This window comes from Psychrobacillus sp. NPDC096426, assembly GCF_044762745.1.
GTDB lineage: Bacteria > Bacillota > Bacilli > Bacillales_A > Planococcaceae > Psychrobacillus.
Genome location: NZ_JBIWEX010000001.1, coordinates 17,415 through 42,306 on the forward strand (window position 1 = coordinate 17,415; position 24,892 = coordinate 42,306).

The following is a 24,892-nucleotide window of genomic DNA, read 5'->3' on the forward strand; positions in this document are numbered from 1 at the left end:
TCGTTACGATTTACAATATTCAAGTATAGAGGAAAATTTGTCTTATGTAAATAAATAATACTTGAAAGGATGTTTAGGTGGATATTGCGAAGTTTATTATGCAATTACAAAACTGCTCTAAAAAGGAATTTAAAACAATTTTAAAAGGATTTGATATTAAATTATCCGATAAAGAATTAGATGGAGTTCACCCTTTATTACAAGAGATATCGTTATCATGGCTTGTGTTAGGGGTACCTCACTCCATTCAACAAAAGCTTATTGGGTTACTTGGTGAACAACGCGCAACAGCTTTATATAAAGAGATAATTGAAAAAGCACCCTCTTCTTTTAGCTAAGAGAGGGTACTTTTTCGTTTTATCTTAAGGCATCGATTGCTTCTGGGTTAAATGATTTGGAACGAAGCATTTCAATTTCTATTTTGTAAGGAGCTTGTTTTGTTTTCGCATCTACTCCAACAAAAGGCGTTTCTAAAATTTTTGGTATTTCTGTTAATTGTGGATGATGCACCACATTTAATAATGCGTCAAACCCAATCTCTCCGAAACCAATATTCTCATGTCTGTCTTTTGCTGCGCCGCGAACGTTTTTACTATCATTAATATGCAATACTTTCAAACGATCTAGTCCAATCGTTTTATCGAACTCGTTTAATACACCGTCAAAATCGTTTACTACATCGTAGCCTGCATCGTGAATATGACATGTATCTAAGCAAATAGACAGGCGATGATTATTCGTAACACCATCTATGATTTGTGCTAGCTCTTCAAATGTACGGCCGCATTCAGAACCTTTTCCAGCCATCGTTTCTAATGCAATTTGTACCGAATAATCTTGTGATAGTACTTCATTTAGTCCTTCCACAATTTTAGCAATTCCGGCTTCTGCACCTGCACCGACATGCGCACCTGGGTGCAATACAATTTGCGTTGCACCAATTGCTGCAGTTCGCTCTACTTCTTTTTGTAAGAAATCTACTCCTAAAGCAAAGGTCTCTGGTTTTGTTGTATTTCCTAGGTTAATAATATACGGAGCATGTACAACAATATTTGATATTCCGTTTTCTTTCATATATTGCAATCCGGCTTCAATATTCAATTCCTCTATTGGTTTTCTACGAGTATTCTGGGGTGCGCCTGTATAAATCATAAATGTATTCGCACCATAAGAAGCTGCTTCTTTTCCTGATGTAAGAAGCATTTCTTTACCACTCATCGAAACATGTGATCCTAATAGCATTGGTATATCCCCCTTATTTCTTTCTGTTTTTAATACGACGCTCTCTTTTCTTCACTTTTTCCATTTCCCATTTCATATTGCGTTTATAGCCTGGTTTTACTTTTTTCGGCTTACGCACCAACGCTTTTGCTTTTGCATCTATTTCATTTTCCATTTTCGGACGGTTTTTACGAGCATGTCTATCTTTTAACTCGGACCACTCACCATTTATCACATCTTTATGTTCAAAGGTAATACCCATCTTCTCGATGCGATTTAATGCATCTTCATCCGATGGTTCATATAATGTAATCGCTAAACCTGTAAGCCCTGCTCGTGCAGTTCTTCCTACTCGGTGAATGAAAAATTCCAAATCGTCCGGAATTTCATAGTTAATCACATGGCTTACACCCGGAATATCGATCCCTCGTGCTGCCAAATCCGTTGCGACAATATATTGGAATTCTAAATCATGAATTTGCTTCATGACACGTGTACGTTCGCGAGGTGCGATATCTCCATGCACTACGCCTACTTTAATCCCATTTTCCTGCAAGAAACCCGCTACTTCATTTGCATTTTGCTTTGTATTGGCAAAAATAATTGCTAAATATGGATTAATCCCTTCCATAACTTCAAGCAAGCGTTTTTTACGTGATTTACTACGAACTGGCACGACAGTAAAATCAATGCCTTCTGCTACCGGACGCTTGTCTCCAATTTTAATATGAACGGGTGCATCCATATATTTTTTCAAGAAAGGTTGTAGTTTTTCTGGGATCGTTGCAGAGAACACATACATTTCTAGTTGTTCTGGCATACGGGATGCAAACTGGTCGATTTCATTAATAAACCCTAAGTCGAAAGCTAAATCTGCTTCGTCTACTACTAAAATGTTAGAGGTATGCACAAGTAATGCTTGCTCTACCGTTAAATCTCGAAGCCTTCCTGGTGTACCTACAACAATTTGTGGCTGCGTCTTTAATTTTTCAATCGATCGTGCTTTATCCGTTCCGCCGATAAATAACTTCGTTTGTATTTCTGTACCTTCTACTAGCTTGTTCAACTCATTATAAATTTGTGTTGCAAGCTCTCTTGTTGGTGATGTAATAATTGCTTGTACTTCTTGTTTACTAGCATCTATTTTTTCAACAATTGGGATCAAAAAACTATGTGTTTTTCCTGTTCCAGTATGTGCTTGACCAATCGCACTTTTCCCTTTTAACACTAAAGGAATCATTTCTTTTTGAATTGGCGTTGGTTCTTGGAAGCCTAATTTATCAATTGCATGTTGTAAAAAAGGCTGAAAATTATAATCTGTATATTTGGACATTTGAGTCCCTCCCTCACATTTATTTATTGTACCACGATTGTACATAAAACGTATAATTTGCATAGAATAGATTAGTCTTTATTTGCTCGAAAGGAGATGAAAAAAATGCGTTACGAATCTTTTTACCCGTTTTCTCAAGCTAGAAATACAGGTGGTGGTTTTTTTAATTTTGCAGGTGCTCCCCATACTCCGCCTTCCTCGCCTTTTGGAAACTTTTTTGGTAGAGGTCCAGGAAACTTTTCCACACCTACAGCTCCTACTAGCCAAGGTGGAGGATTTTTCAGTAATCTTGGAAATTTAGCTTCCAATATGGGACCAAATAGCCCTACCGGCAATATATTGGGTAATATTGGAAGTATGGCAGGTCGAATGCAATCGAATAGTCCATTAGGAGGTATGGCTGGTGGGATGCAATCAAATAATCCATTCGGAGGTATGGCTCAAGGAGCTCAGGCAGCACAAGGTCCTAGTAAAGCAATGTCCTATTTACAAACGGCAGACAAATTTTTAAATACCGCTCAACAAATTACTCCAATGGTAAGGCAATACGCTCCAATGTTTCAAAATATACCAGCACTATTTAAACTATATCGCGGGTTTCAAAGTATTCCAAATGCGGCTACCACTGCTTCCACTGCAACTACGAATGTCGCTTCGGCTGCATCCAATGTAGCAAGAACCGCCGCAGCCGTAGCTACTAATGGTGCTTCGCTACCGCGTATTTTCCAACCACCTTTCTAACATTAGAAAGGTGGGGCCTTTATGAAAAAAGTTAATCTTTTGTATTCATGTTAGAGCTCCGTTATAATAGATGTATGTTCGTACCAGAAGGGAGTTTCTGAAATGATTGTACAAAAAATTTCGCCAAGAGGATATTGTTATGGTGTGGTCGATGCAATGATTATTGCCCGCAATGCTGCACTTGATACTACTCTTCCACGGCCTATATATATATTAGGAATGATTGTCCATAACAAACATGTAACAGATGCATTTGAACAAGATGGAATTATTACGTTAGACGGTGAAAATCGTTTAGATATTCTTTCTAAAGTGGACGAAGGTACTGTGATCTTTACTGCACACGGAGTATCTCCCGAAGTAAAAGAACTTGCTCGTAAAAAAGGATTAGTATCGATTGACGCTACTTGTCCTGATGTGACAGTCACCCATGATTTGATTAGAGAAAAAACAGCAGAAGGCTTTGACATTATTTATATTGGGAAAAAAGGTCATCCAGAGCCAGAAGGTGCAATTGGCGTTGCACCAGACAAAGTACATCTCGTCCAAACATTACAAGATGTTGAAAACTTAACACTTGAAACTGATAGATTACTCGTAACAAACCAAACAACGATGTCTCAATGGGATGTTGTACATCTAATGGATAGATTAAAAGATAAATATCCACATATTGAGGTTCATAAAGAAATTTGTCTTGCAACACAAGTCCGACAAGAAGCAGTTGCGGAACAAGCCGGAGAAGCAGATCTCTTAATCGTTGTAGGAGATCCGATGAGTAATAACTCTAATAGACTAACACAAGTTTCAGAAGAAATTGCAGGAACTCCTTCTTATCGCATTGGAGACATTTCAGACCTAAAGCTAGAGTGGTTAGAAAATATAAATCATGTAGCGGTTACCGCTGGTGCATCCACTCCTACTCCAATTGTGAAAGAAGTTATTCAATTTCTAGAGAAATACGACCCGAAAGATCCTACAACACATGATACAACGAAAAAAGTAATGCCTGAAAAAATATTACCAAAAATAAAAGTACCAAAACCTGTAGATCGAATTGAACCATACCCAGTTAATAACTAAGTAAAAAGAAGCTGCTTCGATAGTGGAAGCAGCTTCTTTTTATATAAGTTGAAAGGGTTCTGTAGAAAGCTTAGATGGAATGAATGTACAAGCGATGTTTTTTCCCTTGCACTTATCATTCATATAGTTGGAAACACCTGTTTTCATAATTTGCTCAATATGATGTCCCGGATCAATGACTGCTAGACCAATCGCTTCAGCATCTTGCGCTACATGAAAATACAAATCTCCCGTGATCAACACGTCTGCACCGGCTCTTTTTGCTGTTTGAATGTATTTATTACCATCCCCACCTAATACTGCGACTTTTTGAACAGGCTTATCTAACTCTCCAACTACACGAACAAACGGCACTTGTAATTGGTTTTTCACTGTTTGGGCATACGCAGAAAGACTAATCGAATTTGGTAATGTACCTACTCTTCCTAGTCCTTTTTCGTTTACTTCTACATCCAGTTCGTATAAATCATACGCAGGCTCTTCATAAGGATGCGTTGCAAGCAATGCTTTTAGCACACGATTTTTAATCGTACTTGGCAATACTACTTCTATTTTATCTTCCTCAACGATAGAAAGCTCATTTGCTTGACCAATATAAGGATCTGCATTGTTAGAAGGTTTGAAACGTCCTTCTCCTTGTGAGATGAAACTACAATCGGTATAGTCACCAATTTGACCAGCTCCCGCGTTTGCTAAAGCTGCTCTTACTTGTTCCGTTGATTCTTTAGGCGTGAATACAGCTAGCTTTATTAACTTTTCAGCAGTTGTTCGCTCTAATATTTTTACATTTTCTAGCTGCAATGCATTTGCTAGTAAATCGTTTACTCCTCCAGTTGCTATATCGAGATTCGTATGCGCTGCGTATACTGCAATATCATTTTTGATTAATCGTTCGATTAGTTTTCCTTGTGGTAAATCTGTACGCATATTTTTCATCCCTCGATATATAGGAGGATGGTGCGCAATGATTAACTCACATCCTAGCTCTATGGCTTCTTGTACAACCTTTGGGTTTACATCAAGTGTAACAAGTACTTTAGAAACCGGCTTATTTAGTGTACCTACTTGAAGTCCAATCGAATCACCTTCGACGGCTAGTGATTTTGGTGCCCATTGTTCAAATAGAGAGATGATCTGTTGACCATTAGTTTGCTTCATTTTTTATAAGACCTCCTTCACTAAAGCGATTTTACCTTCAAGCTCTTCTTTCTTATGTTGTACTTCTTGGGACTCTGTTGTTTTATTTAATTGGTCTTTGATTCGTTGCCATTCGCGAAGTTCGTTTGTCCATTTTTTATGGAAAACAGAGGATTTTTCTTTCATCAAAAGAGGACCAACTAGTAGTTCTTGTTCGGTTAGTTCCATTTGCCCTTTTTGAAGGAGTAAAATTTCATAAATTTTGTCATGCTCTTCTAATATTGTTTCGTTTACGATTTTCCAATTTTCTTTTTGTGCCCATTCACGAATTGACTTCGCATGCACATTCGGTTGTAATATTAAATTTTCTACTGTTGAAAGTTTTTCTTTCCCAGCTTCTAGTATAGAAGCAATGAGTGGACCTCCCATACCCGCAATAGTGATTGTTTGCACATTATCTGTTAGTTGAATAACATCTAGCCCATTTCCAAACCGTACTTCTATTTGTTTTTCTAACCCTTCATTTCTTACTTGCTTTTGTGCGGATTCAAATGGGCCCTTTACTACTTCTCCCGCAATTGCTTGCGTAATAATTCCCTCATGCACTAAATAGCAAGGCAAATAAGCGTGGTCACTTCCAATATCCGCCAAAATAGTATTTTCTTCAACGAAGGAAGCAACTGTTTTTAGTCGTTCCGATAAATTTTTTGCATTCACTTGTAAACACCTCAGGCTTATTATAACAAAAAGGAATAAAAGCGCATAAAAAATTGAAAAAGACCCCGATTTTCTACAAAATCCGAGGTCTTTTTATGATTCATATTATTGTCCTAAAGATTTAACCCATGCAGCCATAGCATCGATATCTTCAGCTGGTACTAAACCACCTGGCATCATACCTTTACCATTTGCTAAAATGTCTTTGATTTCATCTTCAGATAATGTAGTTGCTACTAGAGAAGGGAAGTTACCTTGTCCTTCAAAATTGCTACCGTGACAGCTGATACATTTACCTTGAGCGAATTCCGCTGGATCAAATCCACCAGTTGATGCAGTCTCACCGCCGCCATTAGCAGCTTCTTCCGTTGCAGCAATTTCTTCTTTATTGCTTACGCCTTCCATTGATAAGAAGAAAATTAAACCAATTCCAAATGCCATAATTAGTATAAATGGAATAATTGGATTCTTTTTCATAATTTACCCTCCCTCTTGATATGTACTTTTCAAAAATAGAATTAGTCAACACTAATATTGTACTGCATTCTCACGAAAACGAAAAGTCCAAATGAGGAAGTTTTATATCTTTGTGACAATTTAGACATAATTTCGACTTAGCATCCAATATGTCTTGCGATTACCATACGCTGAACTTCAGAGGTACCTTCTCCAATTTCAAGAAGTTTTGCATCTCTCATAAAACGTTCTACTTCATATTCTTTCATGTAACCATATCCACCATGAATTTGAATTGCTTGATCTGCGACTTCCATCGCAATTTCTGACGCATACAGTTTGCACATAGAAGCTTCTTTTCCAAATGCTCGACCTTGGTCCTTCAGCCATGCCGCTTTATATACCATCGTTCGAGCCAATTCGATTTTCATCGACATATCTGCTAACTTAAATTGCGTTACTTGGAATTCAGAAAGGGTTTTTCCAAATTGTTTTCGTTCTTTTGAGTAGCGTAATGCACGGTCAAATGCAGCTTGTGCAATTCCTACCGCCATCGCGCCAATACCAATTCGACCGCCATCAAGCGTCACTAAAAATTGCCTAAACCCATTGCCACGCTTCCCAAGCAAATTTTCTTGTGGCACTCGAACATTTTCAAGTACTAATTCTGTTGTATTAGAAGCGTTCAGTCCCATTTTCTCATAGTTGTCGATGACCTTAAAACCATCTGCATCTGTCGGTACGATAATCGCTGATATTTCTTTTTTACCATCTTTTATATCTGTTATTGCCGTTAAGGCCAGATGTTTTGCATAGCTTGCATTAGTGATAAAAGATTTATTGCCATTAATCACAAAATCACTGCCATCTTCTTTTGCAGTGGTTTGAGTTCCACCCGCATCCGATCCAGCGTTAGGTTCTGTTAGACCGAATGCTCCAAAAGATTCTCCTGTACAAATTGGTACTAAATACTTTTGCTTCTGTTCTTCCGTTCCAAACAAGTTTAGAGGAGCTCCACCTAGTGAAATATGTGCAGAGTAGGTGATTCCGGTTGATGCACATGCACGACTCAGTTCCTCTGTAACAATAGCAAAACTTACTGTATCTGCCCCTGCTCCACCATATTCTTCTGCAAACGGCAAGCCCATCATCCCCATGTCGGCTAACTGTTTGAAGATTTCTTTCGGAAACTCTTTCGTTTTGTCTCTTTCCATTGCACCTGGTGCTACTACTTCATCCGCAAATTCATGTATCGTCTTGCGGATCATTTGTTGTTCTTGCGTCAAATCAAAGTTCATTTCTGCCATCCCCTTTGTTAATATTGAAACGCTTACTATTTCATTATACTGAAAATAAAAATATTTTGGAGTTTTATATAAAAAAAGAAGGCTATGTTGAAAAGTTTTCAACCGAATTTTAAAAAAACTGCCTTATATTCTTGTTCCCAAGAATTTTAAGACAGCTTCTATATACTTATATAAACAAACTTAGGATTAATACAACTCCAAGACCAACAATCGATGTCGTGAACAATAGAAGGCCCCATGTTTTGAACGTATCTTTAATCGATAAATTAAAATACTCTTTAAACAACCAGAACGATGCATCATTTACGTGAGTAATTGTATTACTTCCTGCAGCGGTTGCCAATACCATTAGTACAGGGTTTACATCAAACGTATGGATAAGTGGACCTACGATTCCAGCAGCAGTTATTGCCGAAACAACACCTGTCCCTGTTGCAATACGAATCATAGCTGTGATAACCCATGCCATAATTAAGGGAGATACACTTGTATTTGCCATCATTCCAGCGATGAAATCTCCAATACCTGTATCTAAAATAATTTGTTTAAACGCTCCTCCAGCGCCTACTATAAAAATAATCATCGCTATGCCTTCAATAGCACCAGAGAATGAAGACATAACTTCTGTCATTTTACGACCTCTACGTATTCCGAATACATAAATAGCTACTAGTACCGCAAGTAGCATACTAATTTCTGCACTACCGAGGAAGTTTACAATTTGAGAGAATTTTGTTGTTTCATCTATAAATAGTTTTAACACAGTAGCACTCGTTATAATGATTGCAGGTAATAATGGAACGATTAAACTAATTCCAAAACTAGGCATCTCATCTTCTGTAAATTCCTTCGATTTTTTCAATAGTGGTGGTACTGGACGATCTAGATTACGTAGCATTCTAGGTAATATTATTCCTGCTGCAATAACTGCTGGGATCACAACAACCAATCCCAATATGTATACCATCCCCATATCCGCACCATACGCCTGTACAAGTGCTGTTGGTCCTGGTTGTGGCGGGAAAATACTATGCGCCATTGTAGCTGCAGCAACCATCGTGATTCCTAAACGAAGGTAAGGCATTTTAGCTTCAATAGCAATACTTATAACAAGCGGAGCAAGAATAATAAAAGCTACTTCATAAAAGACCGAAACACCGAAAATAGAGCCGACAATTAAAATAGCCCATTCAACGTTTTTTACGCCAAATTTGTTCAATAATGTGGAAGCTACACGTTGTGCAGCTCCAGAATCGACCATTAATTTACCAAGTACAGCCCCCATTCCGATAATAATCGCTAAGCTTCCGAGCGTACCTCCAAATCCTGTTTTGATAGATACGATGACCGCATCTAATGTTAAACCATTTAAAATACCAACTAGTATAGCTACAATAAGAAGAGCCAATACACTATTTAGCTTTACAACTATATTTAAATATAGTAATAATGCTACCCCTAGAGCAACCCAAATTATTGGCAAATATTCCATAATCCAACCCATCTTAATTTCCTCCCAAATCATATCCCTTTATTATTGTCACTTTTCTATTTTTCTCTTTACACACCTTGTTGAAATAAATATTTAATCTATAAATTTAACAGGATTCTCTTACATTCAGCATAGCAGCTAATCGATATACCCCTGTTTCACTAGCACTCGTTCCATTTTTAATTTGATCCAATAGCAAGCTTACTGCTTGATTTGCCATTTCGATAGTAGGTTGTGAAATGGTCGTAATAGGCGGTGTAAAAAAACTTGCGAATGACACATCATCTATCCCGATAACTGCAATATCATTAGGAATGATTAAATTCTGTTTTTTAATATATTTCAATACTTCAATCAAAACCCTGTCATTTGCAGCCAGGATAGCTTGAGGAACTTGATCAAGTTTAAATAACTCGTCTAGCATCATTTCCATATTTTCTGGCTCCGAAGCTTTAATGTAAGCAGAATTAATTGGTAATTGATGCAGCGCAAGTGCTTTTTTATACCCTTCAATCCGTTCTACACGCGGACTGATATTTCTAATAATTGAAGTAGTGACTATTGCAATACGCTTGTAACCGCTTTCTACAAAAAGATCAACTGCTAACTTAGATGCTTGAAGATTATCGAGCATCACTGTCGGAATATCTATGGATTCAATTGTTCGGTCCATAAAAACAATTGGATATTTTTGATTTTTCATTTGCTTATATAAATCAAGATTTCCTCCAGTTGGAAAGATAATAATGCCATCGACTTGTTTCGCCATTAGCATCTCGATATAATTTCTTTCTTTTTCTGGTTCATCATCTGCATTACACACGATAATATGAAACCCATGTTCATGAAAGTTATTTTCAATCGCACGAATTATTTGTGTCGAAAATGAATGAAGAATATTTGCAACGATTACTCCCACTGTAAAAGTAGATTTCTGTTTTAAACTACGTGCTACAATGTTGGGACGATAATTCAACTCTTTAATCGATTCTTCGATTCTTTTACGTGTTTTTTCACTCATATATTCGTAACGTTTGTTTAAATATTGAGAAACTGTACTTTTTGACACATTTGCATGAGACGCAACATCAGCTATAGTTGTATTGTTCATCTGACATCAAACCCCCGAATAAGCCATAAATCCTCCGTCAACTGCTAATGTCGTTCCCGTAACAAATGAGGAATACGATTCATCAACTAGAAAAAGTAATGCTCCAAGTAAATCTTCAGGCTTCCCAAACTTTTTCATAGGAGTTGCTTCAATTATTTTTTGAGAACGAGCCGTATAGTTACCTTTTTCGTCTAGCAATAAATCCTTGTTTTGTGTTGTCAAGAAAAAGCCTGGAGCTATTGAATTCACTCTCAAACCAGTTTCAGCAAAATGCACAGCCATCCACATTGTAAAGTTATTAATTGATGCTTTTGCTGCGCTATAGGCTGGTATTTTCGTAAGAGGTGCATAAGAACTCATAGATGAAATATTTACAATGGCAGGAGCATCTGCTTTTAGTAATTCTTTCCCAAATATCTGACTAGGAAGAAAGGTTCCAGTAAAATTTAGTGAAAAGACATTTGAAAAACCGTTTTCGTCTAATTCAAAAAATGATTTTCCCTCTGCGCTCTCTATAAATTTTTCTGGGCCAGTAATTGCGTCAGAATGATTCCCTCCTGCGCCATTGATCAATATATCTATACGACCAAATTGCTGTAAAACTATTTCTCTTGCACGAATAAGAGATTCTCTATTTAAAACATTCGTCTCTATTGCAATGGCTGTTCCACCAGCCTGTGAAATATCAGTAGCCACTTTTTGACCTTTTTCTGCTGTTCTATTTAAAATTGCTACTTTAACCCCTTGGCGAGCAAGTTCACGTGCCATTTGGGAACATAAAACACCGCTTCCACCAGTAATAACAGCAACACGATCTTTTAAATTTTCATGAATAGGAATCATTATTCGACATCCCCTTTCTTCATTTCAAAAGCATCCCATAATCCGTTTAAATACATAATGCCTAATGCGCGGTCATACAAGCCATAACCTGGACGGCAAACCTCTCCCCAAATATGGCGACCATGGTCCGGTCTTACGTATCCATCATAATTTTGTTTTTGTAGCTCTTGTACAACCCCTTTTACATCAATCGAGCCATCGCTTGTATAGTGGGAAGTTTCTACAAAGTCTCCATTATCATAAATTTTCACATTACGAATATGGGAAAATGGCGAACGAGAAGCATATTTTCTAGCTACCTGAACCATATCATTGTCAGGATTAGCTCCCATTGATCCCGTACACATCGTGAAACCGTTTGAAGGTGAATCAGAAATTTCGATTAGCTTTTCATAGCTCGCTTCACCCGTAATAATTCTTGGTAAACCGAAAATTGAATACGGAGGATCATCCGGATGTATAGCCATTTTAATACCAACCGATTCAGCAACCGGTAATATTTCGTTTAAAAAGTAAGCTAAGTTTTCCCATAGTTTCTCTTCATCTACTTCTTTATAAGCATCGAATAATTCTGCAATACGAGCCATTTTTTCCGGTTCCCATCCTGGTAATGTTAAATCGGATGCATCGCTAACTGTCTTTACAAGTTCTTGTGGATCTAAATTTTCCACTTTCGATTTTTCAAAAAACAAAGCGGTTGAGCCATCTTCTAAAGGATGGAACATTTCTGTACGCGTCCAGTCGAAAATAGGCATGAAATTATAACAAATTACTTTAACGCCAAATTCAGCAAGGTTACGAATCGTTTTTTTATAGTTCTCGATGTATTGATCACGATCACTATTACCTAATTTAATCGCTTCATGTACATTGACGCTTTCTACTACATCTGCATGAAAACCAAATGATTCGATATAATCGACTTCGGATTTAATCTCATCTTTTTCCCATACTTCTCCTACAGGTTTTTGATGTAGTGCCCATACAATCCCTTTTGTACCTGGAATTTGTTTAACCTGCTTAAGTGTCACAGTGTCATTGTTTTTTCCATACCAACGAAACGTAATATTCATCGTACTACCTCTCCTCTCAATTGTTGCTCGCATCTATATATTTTTTGCTAGCTTCTACAACAGCTTCATGTCCACCCGCTTTAAATGCTTTATTCAAATCACTTCCTACACCAACTGCGGCTGCACCGGCATCGAGCCAATCCTTCATATTATCTGCATTTATCCCACCTGTTGGCATAATTTGTACATGTGGCAGTGGACCTTTAACTGACTTAATGAAGGAAGGACTGAAATTATTCGCTGGGAAAAGTTTCAATATATCGCATCCTGCTTCTAGCGCTTTCACCATTTCACCAATTGTCATGCAACCAGGTAAATAAGGAACCCCGTACCTGTTACATACTGTTGCAACTTCCCCACTAAAATGGGGACTAACGATGAACTTTGCGCCAAGTAAAATTGCATGTCTTGCAGTTTCGGGATCGAGCACTGTTCCAGCACCTAATAATGCATCTACATCTTGTAGTTCTTCAAATACTTTTTGTACTTGTGGCGTTGTATACGTTAACTCAATTGCACGAATACCACCTTCTATAGCTCCTCTAGTCAGTTGGATAGCTTCTTCATAACTACTGCCCCTAATTACCGCTACAACTTTTGTTTCTGATAGTTGTGCAAGAATTAAATGTTTAGACATCTAACATTCCTCCTTAATTGAATTAGTTTCATCTCTCAATAACTTTTTCATTGCGAATAAAAGAAAGTACTTCTTCGAGTTCAGGAAGTCCCTCATTATCGCCTGAAACTGTCGTAACAAGTGCCCCTACCCCATTTGCAAATTGTAAGCTTTCAAATGGAGAGTATCCATGTAGGTAGGAATAAATATAACCTGCATCAAAACCATCCCCTGCTCCAACAGTATCAATTGGCCGAACTTTAAATGCTTCTTTCTTATGCCACTCATTGTTTATGAATACTTTCGCACCATTTCCACCATCTTTAATGACAAGATGGGTAATTTGAAATAGTTTTGCGAAGTTCGCTAGAGATTGCTCAGAAGACTCTCCTAATATCAATTCAATTTCATCTCGACCAGTAAGTAAGATATCCACAAACGGAAAAATCTTCATATAAGTGGTAATTGCTTCTTCCATTGTCCAAAGCTTCAACCGAATATTTGGATCAAACGAAACAGGAATGTTCTTTTCCTTCGCAAGCTTTAATACCTGCATTGTAATAGCAAGATTTTTTGGGTCAATTGCTAAAAACACGCCTGTTAAATGAACAATATCCACTCCATCAAATATAGCTTCTGTAATATCACTTGGTTCCATCGTTAAAATGGGTGATTGATAACGATAGTAAAATGTTTTTCCAGAACCATCTTCCCGAATTTCTTTAAAGTTTAAAGAAGTAGGATAACCGTCTACCAATTTCACTTCCGAAACATCAATTCCCTCGCCACGTGCAAAATTATAAATTACTCTACCGAATTCATCGCCACCTAAACGGCTCATCCACTTTGACTTAAGTCCTAAGCGTGCACATCCGATCGCAAAATTTAATTCAGCACCTCCCACTTTTCTTGAGAAGCTTGAAACATATCTGAGAGGTCCGGTCTCTGCCGGATTAAACGTAATCAGAGCGTCTCCAAGTGTAAATACACCAAAATTAGAAGTCAAAACCACATACTCCTTTCAAATGAGTAGAGTTATTCCTATATTAGTAAACAACTAAACTATTTTATAAACCGGTTTAGTAAATCGGTTTATTTAGATTATAGCTTGAAAGGGTTTTCAATTTCAAGCTAAATTTTAAATAGTAAGTCAACTATTTAATATTCAGCTTATTTGATATTAACAATAGGGACTTTTACCAAGAATAAAAGCGCAAGCGCCTATGCTAGAGGAGTATAGTCTAAGTTCGCGACATCTTGTCGCAACGACTGTGTGACCTGCAACGGGCAGGCGCAGGAGCGGCTTTTCTCCAAAAGCATAAAAAAACGCCAACTATTATAGTAAGTTGACGTTTTTTCATTATTTTTTAAAAAAGAACAAATAATTATAGCTATTAAACATTCAATTCAACGTCCCAAAAAACGTGATTGAATATTTTACTGTAATGCTAGTCTGCATTATAAATAAAACCTAAATAAATAAAATAAAATAAGTACTATTCCAACAATGCCTGAAACACTAAAATACACTAATTTCAATAACAATCCGGAAAACAACCAAAGTAAACAGTTGCCAATGATCAAGCCAATTAACACACTTGGATAATCAAAAAAGTAAACATCCCACACTTTAAACGATATTCCTAAAAGTAATAGTGCTGATAAAACGAATAATAAGGGTGTCATCACCGATTTTGTTTTTGCTAATTTAATAGCTATGTATAAAAAAATGCAAATTGCAATTCCAGCCGCAATAATGGGGATAAATGCAGCGGTCGTAATTAGTATAAGTAATGCTATTAATAAGGCTGTAATTGCTCCAAGTATTACATATAAAAACGTTGTGTTCTTTTTTTTCTTCGCTAGTAAAGCTTGGGAATACTTCTCTTTTCCCTGATCCTCAACATCTTCACCTTGCGCGTAAAGTGCCGTTAGAAAGTCACAATAATGTTCAGGAAGTAGGTTATTTTTCTTCCAAAAAGCAATTTCGTTTAGAATAATTTGTTTACGTTGAACCGACATTACTCGTCCTCATTTCATCTGACAGTTATCCATAAGTATAAAGCAGAAAAAGACACCCTACAAGGATGTCTCTTCATACATTATTCTAAGAAATCTTTTAAACGTTTACTGCGAGAAGGATGACGAAGTTTACGAAGTGCTTTCGCCTCAATTTGACGAATACGCTCACGCGTGACACCGAATACTTTACCTACTTCCTCCAGTGTTCTCGTACGGCCATCGTCTAAGCCAAATCGAAGGCGTAGTACATTTTCTTCTCGGTCCGTTAATGTATCTAACACATCTTCTAATTGCTCTTTTAATAGTTCATACGCAGCATGATCGGAAGGGGATTGAGCATCCGCATCTTCGATAAAATCGCCTAAGTGAGAGTCGTCTTCTTCTCCAATAGGTGTTTCTAAAGAAACCGGCTCTTGTGCAATTTTTAGGATTTCACGCACTTTTTCTGGAGGTAAATCCATTTCTTCTCCTATTTCTTCCGGAGAAGGCTCACGACCTAAATCTTGCAGTAATTGTCGTTGTACTCGAATTAATTTATTGATTGTTTCGACCATATGCACTGGAATACGAATCGTACGTGCTTGGTCTGCAATGGCACGGGTAATAGCTTGTCTAATCCACCAAGTAGCATACGTACTAAATTTGAACCCTTTACGGTGATCAAATTTTTCTACTGCTTTAATGAGTCCCATATTTCCTTCTTGGATTAAATCTAAAAATAGCATTCCACGACCTACATAACGTTTTGCAATACTTACTACTAAACGAAGGTTTGCCTCTGCCAGACGTTTTCTAGCTTCTTCATCCCCTTGTTCGATTCGTTCCGCAAGTGCAATTTCTTCAGATGCTTTAAGTAAATCCACTCGTCCGATTTCTTTTAAATACATACGAACGGGATCATTAATTTTTACGCCAGGTGGCACACTTAGATCATTTAAGTCGAAAGTTTCTTCTTTCCCTTTCATCAAACGATCTAAATCTTCTTCATCACCATCTTTACGGCTAAGTTCAATTTCTTTTCCTTCCAAATGGTCGATAAATTCTTCAATTTGGTCGGATTCCAATTCAAAATGAGCTAGTTTTTCCGCAATATCGTGATACGTTAACTCCCCATTTTTTTTACCTAATTCGATTAATTGTTTTTTTGCTTCTTCTAATGATAGTTCAATATCCGTTTCTTTTGTACGTTCAGACTTGTCCGCCATAAGAAATCCTCCTTTTGCTACCGGATGTTTATTCAAAAGTTGCTAACGACTTTTTTAACTGAATAGCTTCTTGAGCAAGTTGCAAAGCTTTTGTCATATCCGTCATTTTCTCTGCTTCTTTCGCTTCATGTAACTTCCGCTCAATTTGTTGTTCTATCCGGTATTTTCGAATATGGCGCAAGCAGTCCATGACTTCCTCTGTTTCATGTTCTGGATCACGTTCTGAGAGCGCAGCTTCCATAACTATATTTCTAAGTTGTGCATCATTTAGTAATTCTAAAAATCGTTGATAATCTCCATCTGGATACTGTTCATAAAATCCGGTTAAGCGTACAAACACTGCTTCGTATGCATCCCTTATAAAACATTGTTCTCCAGCATTATTTCGTGCTATATCAATTATTTGTGCGTTGTGTAACATATGAGAAAGTAACATTCGTTCCGCTCTCTCATCTGCCGATATAGTCCTCTTCTTTTTAGTCAATTCCTGATTAACTGGGAGAGGATTGGATGGTTCACTTTTAAATTGTTTGGCTTTTTTTCCTTGAAGCTTTCGTAAATGTTGATAGATTGCTTCCTCCGAAACGTTTGTTTCTTGTGAAAGTTGTCGAATGTACAAATCGCGCTCTACAGAAGAATTTCTCTCACTCAGTATTTCCAATATTTCTTGAATATACTGTAATGTATCATTTTCATTATTAAAATTCTTATCGCGCTTGGAAACAATCATCATAAAGGATAAATAGGAATGAGGCTTTTCCATAATTTTCGTACGAAAAGCTTCTTCTCCGTAGTTTTTAATATAATCATCTGGATCCATTGCATCCGGAATAATTGCAATCTCTGTTTGAATGTTTTGAGCCTGCAAAGCGATTGCTGCTCGTTTAGCCGCTTCCATACCAGCTTTATCCCCGTCATAACATAATGTGACGTTTGATGTCAATCTATTCAGTTTGGTTATATGTTGAGACGTCAAAGCCGTCCCCATAGTTGCAATCCCATTGGAAATTCCAGCTGTAGATGCCGCAATAACATCTAAAAATCCTTCAAAGACAATTACATTTCGTTGTTTACGAATTTCTAGACGAGCTTTATCTAAATTATAAAGTACCTGGCTTTTCTGGAATATAGGTGATTCCGGGCTATTTAAATATTTTGCTTCATTTTCATTTTTTTCCAGTATTCTCCCTGAAAAAGCGATGACATGTCCTGTTTCATCAAAAACAGGAAACATTATTCTTCCTCTAAATCGGTCAAAATACTTTAATTCATTTTCTTTTCGGATAATAAGCCCAGTTTTCTCTATTTCTTGTAAATCCATACCTTTTCGTGTCAATAATGTTGTTAAAGCGTCCCAATTAGGTAATGACCAGCCGATTTTGTACTTTTCGATGATTTCAGTAGAAAACCCTCTTTCCTCTAAGTAATGTAATGCATTTTCTCCTTCCTCCGTATGAAGTAACAAATGATGAAAATAATCGCTTGCAAATTCATGCGCTTTTTTCATAGTAGATACTTCTTTTGAGACAGGTGCTTTTGCTTCTGAATGATCAGAGGAACTTTCTTCAATCGAAAGGCCTATTCGACTTCCAAGTTTACTTATCGCATCTTGGAACGAAAGATTTTCGATATCCATTAAAAATGTGATTACATTTCCGCCAGCACCACATCCGAAACAATGAAAAATCTGCTTCTCCTGCGTTACTGAAAAGGATGGTGTTTGCTCTCCATGAAAAGGGCATAAACCAAAATAATTTCTACCTCTTTTCGTTAGTTGAACATATTCGCTAACAACATCGACAATATCTGTGTTATTCCTAACTTGTTCGATAACTTCTTCTTCTATACGATTTGTCATTAATTCACCATCTTTACTTGCTACTTTATTATTTCGAGATAAACAAGAAAAATCCTGCAAGAAACGACAAAATAATTCATAAAAAAAGTTTCATATAGTTATTATTTTTTTCCACAATTAACTATTATAAAACATTTCATATTATTAATCTATACTTTATTCGATTCGCAATACAAAAAAACCTTTTCACAAACGTGAATCGGTTCATTTTTTTTATAATTATTTTTGCTGAATATAATTAATTACTAAATTGGCCGTTTCTTCTACCGCCCGATTTGTTACATCGATTACGGTACACCCGATTTTTTTTACTACTTTTTCAAAGTGAGTAATTTCTTCATTTATCCTTTCTATTTTAGCATAACTAGCATCATCATTTAAACCAATAGCTATTAATCTTTCTTTTCGAATGGAATTTAGTTTTTCTGGTGTAATTACTAATCCAAAGCATTTTGCAGGATCTACTTGAAATAGTTCTTCCGGAGGTTCTACTTCCGGTACTAATGGAACGTTTGCCACTTTATATCTTTTATGGGCCAAATATTGAGACAAAGGCGTTTTTGAAGTTCTGGAAACACCTATTAATACTATATCTGCTTGCAATAAGCCACGTGGATCTCTTCCATCATCATATTTTACTGCAAATTCAATTGCTTCAATTTTTTTAAAATAATCTTCATCTAGCTTACGAACTAGTCCGGGCTCTTCAAATGCTCTTTCGTCTAAATTTCTCTCTAATAAATTAATCACAGGACCAATTAAATCTACTGAATCTAATCCATATACTTTACAGTATTCGATTAACGCTTTTCGCATATTCTTTTGCACGAGCGTATACAAAATAATGGCATTTTGTTCTTTCGCTAGTTCTGTAATCTCTTTAATATGATCCAATGAATCAATATGGGTAAACCTTTTTAACTTCGTATGTTGAAGACCTGGTCTAAATTGACTTACCGCCGCCTTTGCCACTAGTTCGCCCGTTTCACCGATTGAATCTGAGACAATAAACAGGTTTAACATTTTCATCGTGTCACTCCTTATAAGTCATGGTCATCGGCTAAAGACAAGAAAGCACGTGTAATATTTGTTTTCGTAACTCTTCCAACTACCTCTAAACCATCTTTACGTTCTTTTATTACTGGTAATGAATCTATTTGTCGACTCATTAGTTTATTTGCCACTTCAATAAGTGTATCTTCTTTTGTACAATACGTAATATTCGGCATCCTAGTCATAATCATATGTACTGGGAGTTTATTTAAATCCTGATTTCCAATGCTTGTACGTAAGAAATCTTTTCTTGAAAGTACGCCAGACAAAAGAGATTGCTTATCCACGACAAATAAAGACCCTACATCTTCTAAAAACATATGACAAATAGCATCATATACTGTCATGCTTTCTTCTACAACAACGGGAATGGATTGGAAGTCTTTTACTACCATCTGGGCGATATTATCTGAAATAGCTTGGCTTGTTTTTTTACCAGAATAAAAATAACCAACGCGCGGTCTGGCGTCTAAAAAGCCAGCCATTGTTAAAATAGCAAGATCTGGTCGCAGGGTAGACCTAGTTAACTTAAGTCGTTCTGCAATTTGTTCACCTGTAATAGGTCCATTTCCTTTAACAATGTCCAAAATTTCGTTTTGCCGTTTGTTGAGTTCGATTGGAATCACCGCCTCAAAAAGTTATGCTTAATACTAAATTATTATATACTACTTACTCCTTTATTGCGAAGTAAACAGGCTCGTGTTACAATAACAACAAATAATAAAGCGTTGAAGAGCATTATAAGTACTGTAATCTAGCGAGTGGTGATAGTGAAAGTCCACAAGACAGGAAACGGCAGCTCTGAGCTTATGCTTTTAAAGAGGATTGTACTATACAATCAATCGGGGTGGAACCGCGGGTTATAAAAACTCGTCCCCGGGCTAATTTGGCCCGGAGACGAGTTTTTTCTTTTTGGAAGCAATCAAAAAACTGGAGGGTTTGTTATGGAATTTTCAATGGAAACAGTAGTTAGCTTAGCAAAACAAAGAGGTTTTGTATTCCCAGGATCCGAAATTTATGGCGGACTTGCAAACACTTGGGATTACGGTCCACTAGGTGTGGAATTGAAGAATAACGTTAAAAAAGCATGGTGGAAAAAATTTGTCCAAGAATCTCCGTACAATGTAGGATTGGATGCAGCCATTTTAATGAATCCCAAAACGTGGGTAGCATCTGGACATATCGGTAATTTTAATGATCCGATGATCGACTGTAAAAAATGTAAATCTCGTCATCGTGTGGACAAAATTATCGAAGATGCACTTGATAAAAAAGGTATTGAAATGGTTATTGATGGGCTTTCATTTGAAAAAATGGAAGAAATCATGAAAGAACATAATATAGTATGCCCTTCTTGTGGAGAGTTTGACTATACAGATATTCGTCAATTCAACTTAATGTTTAAAACATTCCAAGGGGTAACAGAATCTTCTACAAATGAAATTTTCTTACGTCCTGAAACAGCACAAGGTATTTTTGTAAACTACAAAAATGTGCAACGTTCTGTGCGTAAAAAAATGCCATTTGGTATTGCGCAAGTAGGGAAAAGCTTCCGTAATGAAATTACTCCTGGTAACTTTACATTCCGCACGAGAGAATTCGAACAAATGGAACTAGAGTTTTTCTGTAAACCTGGTGAAGATATGGAATGGTTTGAGTTCTGGCGTAACTATTGTAAAGATTGGCTATTAAATTTAGGCGTTGCAGAAGATAGCATTCGTTTACGCGACCATTCTGAAGATGAACTGTCTCACTATTCTAATGCGACGACAGATATCGAATTTAAATTCCCATTTGGTTGGGGAGAGCTATGGGGTATCGCTGACCGTACCGACTTTGATTTAAAACAGCATATGGAGCATTCTGGGGAAGATTTTAACTATATCGATCCTATTACGAATGAACGATATGTACCATATTGCATCGAGCCTTCTCTTGGAGCAGATCGTGTAACATTAGCCTTCCTTTGTGAAGCGTATGACGAAGAGCAATTAGAAGGTGACGATAAGCGTACGGTATTGCGTTTCCACCCTGCTTTAGCTCCAGTGAAAGCAGCAATTTTACCTTTATCTAAAAAGTTATCCGAAGGTGCAACGGCGTTGTTCTCCGATTTAAGTAAGCACTTTATGGTAGATTACGACGAATCTCAATCAATCGGTAAACGTTACCGTCGCCAAGACGAAATCGGAACACCATTCTGTATCACATACGATTTCGATTCAGAAACTGATGGTCAAGTAACTGTTCGTCATCGTGATTCAATGGAACAAACAAGAATGCCGATTGCTGATGTAAAAGCTTATATTGAAGAACAATTACAATTTTAATGGTAAAAAAACCAAATTAGACGATGTCTAATTTGGTTTTTTTAGTTGGGGTTGATAATCTAATTTTGTTCGATGATAGCCCAAATTTCGACATGCAAAAAAATCCAAGTTCGAAGAATTACTCTTCTACACTTGGATCTTTTTTTGGATTAAAAAATTCTGGTGTTTTCTCCATTTGATCTAAAAACCCTTGGGACTTCAAACGAACTCCTACTTGTTCATTATAAATGGTTCGGACGATTTTTTTGATAAAGCCCTTTGTTTCTTTTTTTAACGTAAGCTTTCCAACTTGGCTTATAGGAACGGTATAGAAAGTGCGGATTAACTTTACTTGTGCCGGTGTTAACCTTATTAAATATGGATCGACCGAAAAGCACCGGTGGCATAAAAAACCGATTTGAGCAAAAGAAAACGCAAATTCTCCGTCGGTTGCTCCGCAGTTGGCACATTGATGCAACACTGGATAAATCCCAGCAATAGGTAGCATCTTCCATTCTACAAATAAACTAATTGCTTCTGGATCATACTCCTCGGAAATAGCCTCCATTGCTTCTTGCAAAATAGTAAATATTTGGGGTTTTGGATATTCATCATCAATTAATTTATCTACTAGTTCCATGATGAAACTTGCATACGCAGTCGTAAAAATATCTTCTCGAATCGATCGCATCGAATCAATTATTTCACCTTGCTGTAGCGTCCCCATTCCTCTACCTTGCTGAATTAAAAAATAACCATAGGTAAAAGGTTGGGATATAGAAGACAGGCGGCTCGTTGGTTTTTTTGCCCCTCGAGCCATGGCTGCCCTTTTTCCTAATTCTCTTGAAAATATAGTGACAATTTTATCCGTTTCTCCGTAAGATGAGGTCCGTAAGACAATGCCTTCTACTTTTTGAAGCAAAAGCCTTCCCTTCCTTCTTAGTAACTAGGTCTAGCTCCAGCGCCTTGCTCCTGCGCAAGCTCGTCGCAAACAAAATCGCTTGTGGTGGCTGAAGAGCTGCTTCCGCGCTTTTCCCCATTTGCCTGTCGGAGGCCTGCACGAAGCAGGTCATACAGTCGTTGCGACACGATGTCGCGAACTTAGACTGTATTCCTTTAACATAGGCGCTTCCGCTTTTCAATTCTTAATACTCGTCTTCTCTAAATCCGTAATCTCGTAAATGGGTCGATTTATTGCGCCAATCTTTTTGCACTTTTACCCATAATTCTAAAAACACTTTCGTTCCAAGTAGCATTTCGATATCATGGCGTGCTCTAGTGCCTACTTCTTTTAAAAGTGCGCCTCTTTTCCCGATAACAATCCCTTTTTGGGAGTCTCTTTCCACGATAATCGTAGCCATAACACGAATCATGTCTTTTTCCGTGTCTTCTTCTTTTTTAATTTTATCAATAACTACCGCAATAGAATGAGGAATTTCTTCTCGCGTTAAATGGAGTACTTTTTCACGAATTAATTCAGAGATGATGAATCGTTCTGGGTGATCTGTTACTTGATCCGCAGGGTAATATTGAGGGCCTTCTGGCAAGTATTTTTGAATTGTTTCAAGCAAACGATCTACATTATTTCCTTGCAATGCGGATATTGGTACAATTTCCGCAAAGTTATATTTGTCTTTATATGATTCAATAATAGCAATTAAATCGTCTGGATGTACTTGATCGATTTTATTAATTACTAAAAAAACAGGCGTTTCATTCTTTTCAAGCATATCAATAATGAATTCGTCGCCTTTACCTCTTGGTTCTGTTGCATTCACCATGAATAAAATAGCATCTACTTCACGAAGTGTATTTTTTGCTACTTTTAACATGAAGTCACCAAGTTTATGCTTTGGTTTATGAATACCTGGTGTATCAATGAAAATCATTTGGCTGTCATCTAATGTTAAGACACCTTGTACTTTGTTTCGAGTTGTTTGAGGCTTGTCACTCATTATGGCAATTTTTTGGCCAATTACTCGATTTAAAAACGTGGATTTCCCTACATTTGGACGTCCAATAATCGAGATAAATCCCGATTTAAACCCTTTATTATTTTGCTCCATATTCCATATCCTCCGTCTTAAATGCGCCCGGTAATAACTCTGCAACTGTCGTTTCTAATACTTCACCATTCAAGTTCGTTAATAAAACCGGCATATCTTTATCACAAAATTCTACTAGTACTTGTCTGCATGCACCGCAAGGAGAGACAGGTCCTTCTGTATCAGCAACAATCGCAATCGCAGCAAAATCTTTTTTCCCTTCAGATACCGCTTTAAATATAGCAGTACGTTCTGCACAGTTCGTCAATCCAAAAGATGCATTTTCAATATTGCAACCATGAATCACTTCCCCATCTTTCGTTAATAGTGCTGCTCCAACTTTAAATTTTGAATAAGGCACATACGCTTTTTCTCTCGCCGTTTTAGATGCCTCTAATAACATTTCTTTGTTCATCTTGTTCACCTCTAAAATAATATTCCCGACCATTTCGGGATAAATATGATTAAACCAACGATTACTGTGCATATAGCATACACTAGACACGCCCCTGCTGCTAAATCCTTTGCTTGTTTGGCAAGCGGATGTAGTTCAGGCGATGTTAAATCAACGACACGCTCAATCGACGCGTTTACTAATTCTATCACGAACATACCACATATTAACATGATAATAATTATCCATTCCCATTTCGATAATCGAGAAAGTAAACCTGCTATTGATACAATTATCGCAGCTAATATGTGGAAACGGAAGTTTTGTTCGCTTTTAACAACATGCATAACACCTTGCGAAGCATATAAAAACGACTTAAAAAACTTACGAAAGTCCATGGCCTTCACGCTTTAAACCAAACGCTTGTAAAATCGTTTCTTGTAAGCCGAACATTTCTTTTTCTTGTTCTTCTGTCCCGTGATCGTAGCCAAGCAAATGCAAGAAACCATGGACAGCTAAAAAGCATAGCTCCCGTTCAAATGTATGTCCATAGGAAGCTGCTTGTTCTGTTGTGCGCTCAACTGAAATAATAATATCACCAAGCAATGTCGGGATATCTGCATCTTTGATCTCGATTTCACCTTCTCCCATTTCTTCCATCGCAAATGAAATGACATCAGTGGGCATATCTTTTTGGCGATATGTTTTATTGATCTCTTGAATAGCCTCATTCGTTACAAATGTAACGCTCACTTCACTCCCTTCTTTTACTGCTAATTGCGTAGCGGCAGATGTTAATACTTTTTCAACGAGCGTCATCGTTTCTTCAGATAGTGTATTTGTTTCGTCCATTAAATCTAGTTCTAGCATTCTTTTAGC

At 37.1% G+C, this 24,892-nt stretch carries 26 protein-coding genes; 4 read left to right on the forward strand and 22 right to left on the reverse strand.

Annotated elements, in window-relative coordinates; genetic code table 11:
- Positions 1-77 precede the first annotated feature (77 nt).
- Positions 78-338, forward strand: coding sequence for a hypothetical protein (locus ACIQYS_RS00100; RefSeq protein ID WP_402973031.1), 261 nt, complete (start codon positions 78-80; stop codon positions 336-338).
- Positions 339-357: 19 nt separating this feature from the next.
- Here ACIQYS_RS00100 and ACIQYS_RS00105 read toward each other — a convergent pair whose 3' ends face one another.
- Together ACIQYS_RS00105 and ACIQYS_RS00110 are read right to left on the reverse strand one after the other, a co-directional pair.
- Positions 358-1,242 carry a deoxyribonuclease IV gene (locus ACIQYS_RS00105; protein WP_402973034.1) on the reverse strand — a complete coding sequence of 295 codons (885 nt, stop codon included), beginning with the start codon at positions 1,240-1,242 and terminating at the stop codon, positions 358-360.
- A 13-nt stretch (positions 1,243-1,255) separates the two neighbouring features.
- Complete coding sequence (locus tag ACIQYS_RS00110) at positions 1,256-2,554, reverse strand: DEAD/DEAH box helicase (RefSeq protein WP_402973037.1); 1,299 nt, start codon at positions 2,552-2,554, stop codon at positions 1,256-1,258.
- A 105-nt stretch (positions 2,555-2,659) separates the two neighbouring features.
- Between ACIQYS_RS00110 and vrrA the strand changes: the two genes are divergently transcribed.
- Positions 2,660-3,295: a VrrA/YqfQ family protein gene (gene vrrA / locus ACIQYS_RS00115; RefSeq protein WP_402973039.1), complete on the forward strand. Its 636-nt coding sequence runs from the start codon at positions 2,660-2,662 to the stop codon at positions 3,293-3,295.
- Positions 3,296-3,397: 102 nt separating this feature from the next.
- Entirely contained in the window at positions 3,398-4,378 is a 981-nt protein-coding gene (locus ACIQYS_RS00120) for a 4-hydroxy-3-methylbut-2-enyl diphosphate reductase (RefSeq protein ID WP_402973042.1), read from the forward strand.
- Positions 4,379-4,417: 39 nt separating this feature from the next.
- Here the strand turns inward: ACIQYS_RS00120 and ACIQYS_RS00125 are convergent, their stop codons facing one another.
- The 15 genes from ACIQYS_RS00125 to ccpN all read right to left on the reverse strand — a co-directional run bounded on the left by ACIQYS_RS00125 (position 4,418) and on the right by ccpN (position 19,894).
- Entirely contained in the window at positions 4,418-5,536 is a 1,119-nt protein-coding gene (locus tag ACIQYS_RS00125) for a Nif3-like dinuclear metal center hexameric protein (protein ID WP_402973045.1), read from the reverse strand.
- A gap of 3 nt (positions 5,537-5,539) precedes the next feature.
- Positions 5,540-6,232, reverse strand: coding sequence for a tRNA (adenine(22)-N(1))-methyltransferase (locus tag ACIQYS_RS00130; protein WP_402973048.1), 693 nt, complete (start codon positions 6,230-6,232; stop codon positions 5,540-5,542).
- Positions 6,233-6,337: 105 nt separating this feature from the next.
- Positions 6,338-6,709, reverse strand: coding sequence for a cytochrome c550 (gene cccA / locus ACIQYS_RS00135; RefSeq protein WP_402973051.1), 372 nt, complete (start codon positions 6,707-6,709; stop codon positions 6,338-6,340).
- 137 nt (positions 6,710-6,846) lie between these two features.
- On the reverse strand, positions 6,847-7,986 hold the full coding sequence (locus ACIQYS_RS00140; RefSeq protein WP_402973054.1) for an acyl-CoA dehydrogenase family protein: 1,140 nt from the start codon (positions 7,984-7,986) through the stop codon (positions 6,847-6,849).
- Between the two features lie 175 nt (positions 7,987-8,161).
- On the reverse strand, positions 8,162-9,499 hold the full coding sequence (locus ACIQYS_RS00145) for a gluconate:H+ symporter (RefSeq protein WP_402973057.1): 1,338 nt from the start codon (positions 9,497-9,499) through the stop codon (positions 8,162-8,164).
- A gap of 94 nt (positions 9,500-9,593) precedes the next feature.
- Positions 9,594-10,598: a LacI family DNA-binding transcriptional regulator gene (locus ACIQYS_RS00150; protein ID WP_402973060.1), complete on the reverse strand. Its 1,005-nt coding sequence runs from the start codon at positions 10,596-10,598 to the stop codon at positions 9,594-9,596.
- A 6-nt stretch (positions 10,599-10,604) separates the two neighbouring features.
- A complete protein-coding gene (locus tag ACIQYS_RS00155) occupies positions 10,605-11,441 on the reverse strand; it encodes an SDR family oxidoreductase (RefSeq protein ID WP_402973063.1) in 837 nt (278 codons plus the stop codon).
- Positions 11,441-12,514, reverse strand: coding sequence for a mannonate dehydratase (gene uxuA / locus ACIQYS_RS00160; protein ID WP_402973066.1), 1,074 nt, complete (start codon positions 12,512-12,514; stop codon positions 11,441-11,443). Before uxuA ends, ACIQYS_RS00155 begins: the two co-directional genes overlap by 1 nt.
- 16 nt (positions 12,515-12,530) lie before the next feature.
- Positions 12,531-13,151, reverse strand: a complete 621-nt coding sequence (locus tag ACIQYS_RS00165) for a bifunctional 2-keto-4-hydroxyglutarate aldolase/2-keto-3-deoxy-6-phosphogluconate aldolase (protein ID WP_402973069.1) — start codon at positions 13,149-13,151, stop codon at positions 12,531-12,533.
- Between the two features lie 28 nt (positions 13,152-13,179).
- Positions 13,180-14,136, reverse strand: coding sequence for a sugar kinase (locus ACIQYS_RS00170; RefSeq protein WP_402973071.1), 957 nt, complete (start codon positions 14,134-14,136; stop codon positions 13,180-13,182).
- Between the two features lie 452 nt (positions 14,137-14,588).
- Entirely contained in the window at positions 14,589-15,152 is a 564-nt protein-coding gene (locus ACIQYS_RS00175) for a hypothetical protein (protein WP_402973074.1), read from the reverse strand.
- Positions 15,153-15,232: 80 nt separating this feature from the next.
- On the reverse strand, positions 15,233-16,357 hold the full coding sequence (gene rpoD, locus ACIQYS_RS00180) for an RNA polymerase sigma factor RpoD (RefSeq protein WP_142538295.1): 1,125 nt from the start codon (positions 16,355-16,357) through the stop codon (positions 15,233-15,235).
- Between the two features lie 28 nt (positions 16,358-16,385).
- Positions 16,386-18,215, reverse strand: a complete 1,830-nt coding sequence (gene dnaG / locus ACIQYS_RS00185) for a DNA primase (RefSeq protein ID WP_402973077.1) — start codon at positions 18,213-18,215, stop codon at positions 16,386-16,388.
- A 219-nt stretch (positions 18,216-18,434) separates the two neighbouring features.
- Positions 18,435-19,244, reverse strand: a complete 810-nt coding sequence (locus tag ACIQYS_RS00190) for a pyruvate, water dikinase regulatory protein (protein WP_402973080.1) — start codon at positions 19,242-19,244, stop codon at positions 18,435-18,437.
- Between the two features lie 11 nt (positions 19,245-19,255).
- Positions 19,256-19,894: a transcriptional regulator CcpN gene (ccpN, locus tag ACIQYS_RS00195; RefSeq protein WP_402973082.1), complete on the reverse strand. Its 639-nt coding sequence runs from the start codon at positions 19,892-19,894 to the stop codon at positions 19,256-19,258.
- A gap of 318 nt (positions 19,895-20,212) precedes the next feature.
- Between ccpN and ACIQYS_RS00200 the strand changes: the two genes are divergently transcribed.
- Complete coding sequence (locus tag ACIQYS_RS00200; protein WP_402973084.1) at positions 20,213-21,595, forward strand: glycine--tRNA ligase; 1,383 nt, start codon at positions 20,213-20,215, stop codon at positions 21,593-21,595.
- A 118-nt stretch (positions 21,596-21,713) separates the two neighbouring features.
- On the opposite strand, the gene recO is transcribed toward ACIQYS_RS00200, so the two are convergent.
- The 5 genes from recO to ybeY form a co-directional block, all read right to left on the reverse strand.
- The gene (gene recO / locus ACIQYS_RS00205) at positions 21,714-22,496 is read right to left on the reverse strand and encodes a DNA repair protein RecO (protein ID WP_402973086.1); all 783 of its coding nucleotides are present in this window, start codon (positions 22,494-22,496) and stop codon (positions 21,714-21,716) included.
- A 223-nt stretch (positions 22,497-22,719) separates the two neighbouring features.
- On the reverse strand, positions 22,720-23,640 hold the full coding sequence (era, locus tag ACIQYS_RS00210; protein WP_402973088.1) for a GTPase Era: 921 nt from the start codon (positions 23,638-23,640) through the stop codon (positions 22,720-22,722).
- On the reverse strand, positions 23,627-24,034 hold the full coding sequence (locus ACIQYS_RS00215) for a cytidine deaminase (RefSeq protein WP_402973090.1): 408 nt from the start codon (positions 24,032-24,034) through the stop codon (positions 23,627-23,629). The genes era and ACIQYS_RS00215 overlap by 14 nt, the downstream gene beginning before the upstream one ends.
- Positions 24,035-24,045: 11 nt before the next feature.
- Positions 24,046-24,411 carry a diacylglycerol kinase family protein gene (locus tag ACIQYS_RS00220; protein ID WP_402973092.1) on the reverse strand — a complete coding sequence of 122 codons (366 nt, stop codon included), beginning with the start codon at positions 24,409-24,411 and terminating at the stop codon, positions 24,046-24,048.
- Positions 24,398-24,883, reverse strand: coding sequence for an rRNA maturation RNase YbeY (gene ybeY / locus ACIQYS_RS00225; protein WP_402973094.1), 486 nt, complete (start codon positions 24,881-24,883; stop codon positions 24,398-24,400). The genes ACIQYS_RS00220 and ybeY overlap by 14 nt, the downstream gene beginning before the upstream one ends.
- Positions 24,884-24,892 lie beyond the last annotated feature (9 nt).

What these genes read in the sequence shown, in the direction of transcription:
- ACIQYS_RS00105 (WP_402973034.1), bottom strand. Translation starts at nt 1,242, where the DNA reads ATGCTATTAGGATCACATGTTTCGATGAGTGGTAAAGAAATGCTTCTT.
- ACIQYS_RS00110 (WP_402973037.1), bottom strand. Translation starts at nt 2,554, where the DNA reads ATGTCCAAATATACAGATTATAATTTTCAGCCTTTTTTACAACATGCA.
- vrrA (WP_402973039.1), top strand. Translation starts at nt 2,660, where the DNA reads ATGCGTTACGAATCTTTTTACCCGTTTTCTCAAGCTAGAAATACAGGT.
- ACIQYS_RS00120 (WP_402973042.1), top strand. Translation starts at nt 3,398, where the DNA reads ATGATTGTACAAAAAATTTCGCCAAGAGGATATTGTTATGGTGTGGTC.
- ACIQYS_RS00125 (WP_402973045.1), bottom strand. Translation starts at nt 5,536, where the DNA reads ATGAAGCAAACTAATGGTCAACAGATCATCTCTCTATTTGAACAATGG.
- cccA (WP_402973051.1), bottom strand. Translation starts at nt 6,709, where the DNA reads ATGAAAAAGAATCCAATTATTCCATTTATACTAATTATGGCATTTGGA.
- ACIQYS_RS00140 (WP_402973054.1), bottom strand. Translation starts at nt 7,986, where the DNA reads ATGAACTTTGATTTGACGCAAGAACAACAAATGATCCGCAAGACGATA.
- ACIQYS_RS00145 (WP_402973057.1), bottom strand. Translation starts at nt 9,499, where the DNA reads ATGGGTTGGATTATGGAATATTTGCCAATAATTTGGGTTGCTCTAGGG.
- ACIQYS_RS00150 (WP_402973060.1), bottom strand. Translation starts at nt 10,598, where the DNA reads ATGAACAATACAACTATAGCTGATGTTGCGTCTCATGCAAATGTGTCA.
- ACIQYS_RS00155 (WP_402973063.1), bottom strand. Translation starts at nt 11,441, where the DNA reads ATGATTCCTATTCATGAAAATTTAAAAGATCGTGTTGCTGTTATTACT.
- uxuA (WP_402973066.1), bottom strand. Translation starts at nt 12,514, where the DNA reads ATGAATATTACGTTTCGTTGGTATGGAAAAAACAATGACACTGTGACA.
- ACIQYS_RS00165 (WP_402973069.1), bottom strand. Translation starts at nt 13,151, where the DNA reads ATGTCTAAACATTTAATTCTTGCACAACTATCAGAAACAAAAGTTGTA.
- ACIQYS_RS00175 (WP_402973074.1), bottom strand. Translation starts at nt 15,152, where the DNA reads ATGTCGGTTCAACGTAAACAAATTATTCTAAACGAAATTGCTTTTTGG.
- rpoD (WP_142538295.1), bottom strand. Translation starts at nt 16,357, where the DNA reads ATGGCGGACAAGTCTGAACGTACAAAAGAAACGGATATTGAACTATCA.
- dnaG (WP_402973077.1), bottom strand. Translation starts at nt 18,215, where the DNA reads ATGACAAATCGTATAGAAGAAGAAGTTATCGAACAAGTTAGGAATAAC.
- ACIQYS_RS00190 (WP_402973080.1), bottom strand. Translation starts at nt 19,244, where the DNA reads ATGAAAATGTTAAACCTGTTTATTGTCTCAGATTCAATCGGTGAAACG.
- ACIQYS_RS00200 (WP_402973084.1), top strand. Translation starts at nt 20,213, where the DNA reads ATGGAATTTTCAATGGAAACAGTAGTTAGCTTAGCAAAACAAAGAGGT.
- era (WP_402973088.1), bottom strand. Translation starts at nt 23,640, where the DNA reads ATGGAGCAAAATAATAAAGGGTTTAAATCGGGATTTATCTCGATTATT.
- ACIQYS_RS00215 (WP_402973090.1), bottom strand. Translation starts at nt 24,034, where the DNA reads ATGAACAAAGAAATGTTATTAGAGGCATCTAAAACGGCGAGAGAAAAA.
- ACIQYS_RS00220 (WP_402973092.1), bottom strand. Translation starts at nt 24,411, where the DNA reads ATGGACTTTCGTAAGTTTTTTAAGTCGTTTTTATATGCTTCGCAAGGT.
- ybeY (WP_402973094.1), bottom strand. Translation starts at nt 24,883, where the DNA reads ATGCTAGAACTAGATTTAATGGACGAAACAAATACACTATCTGAAGAA.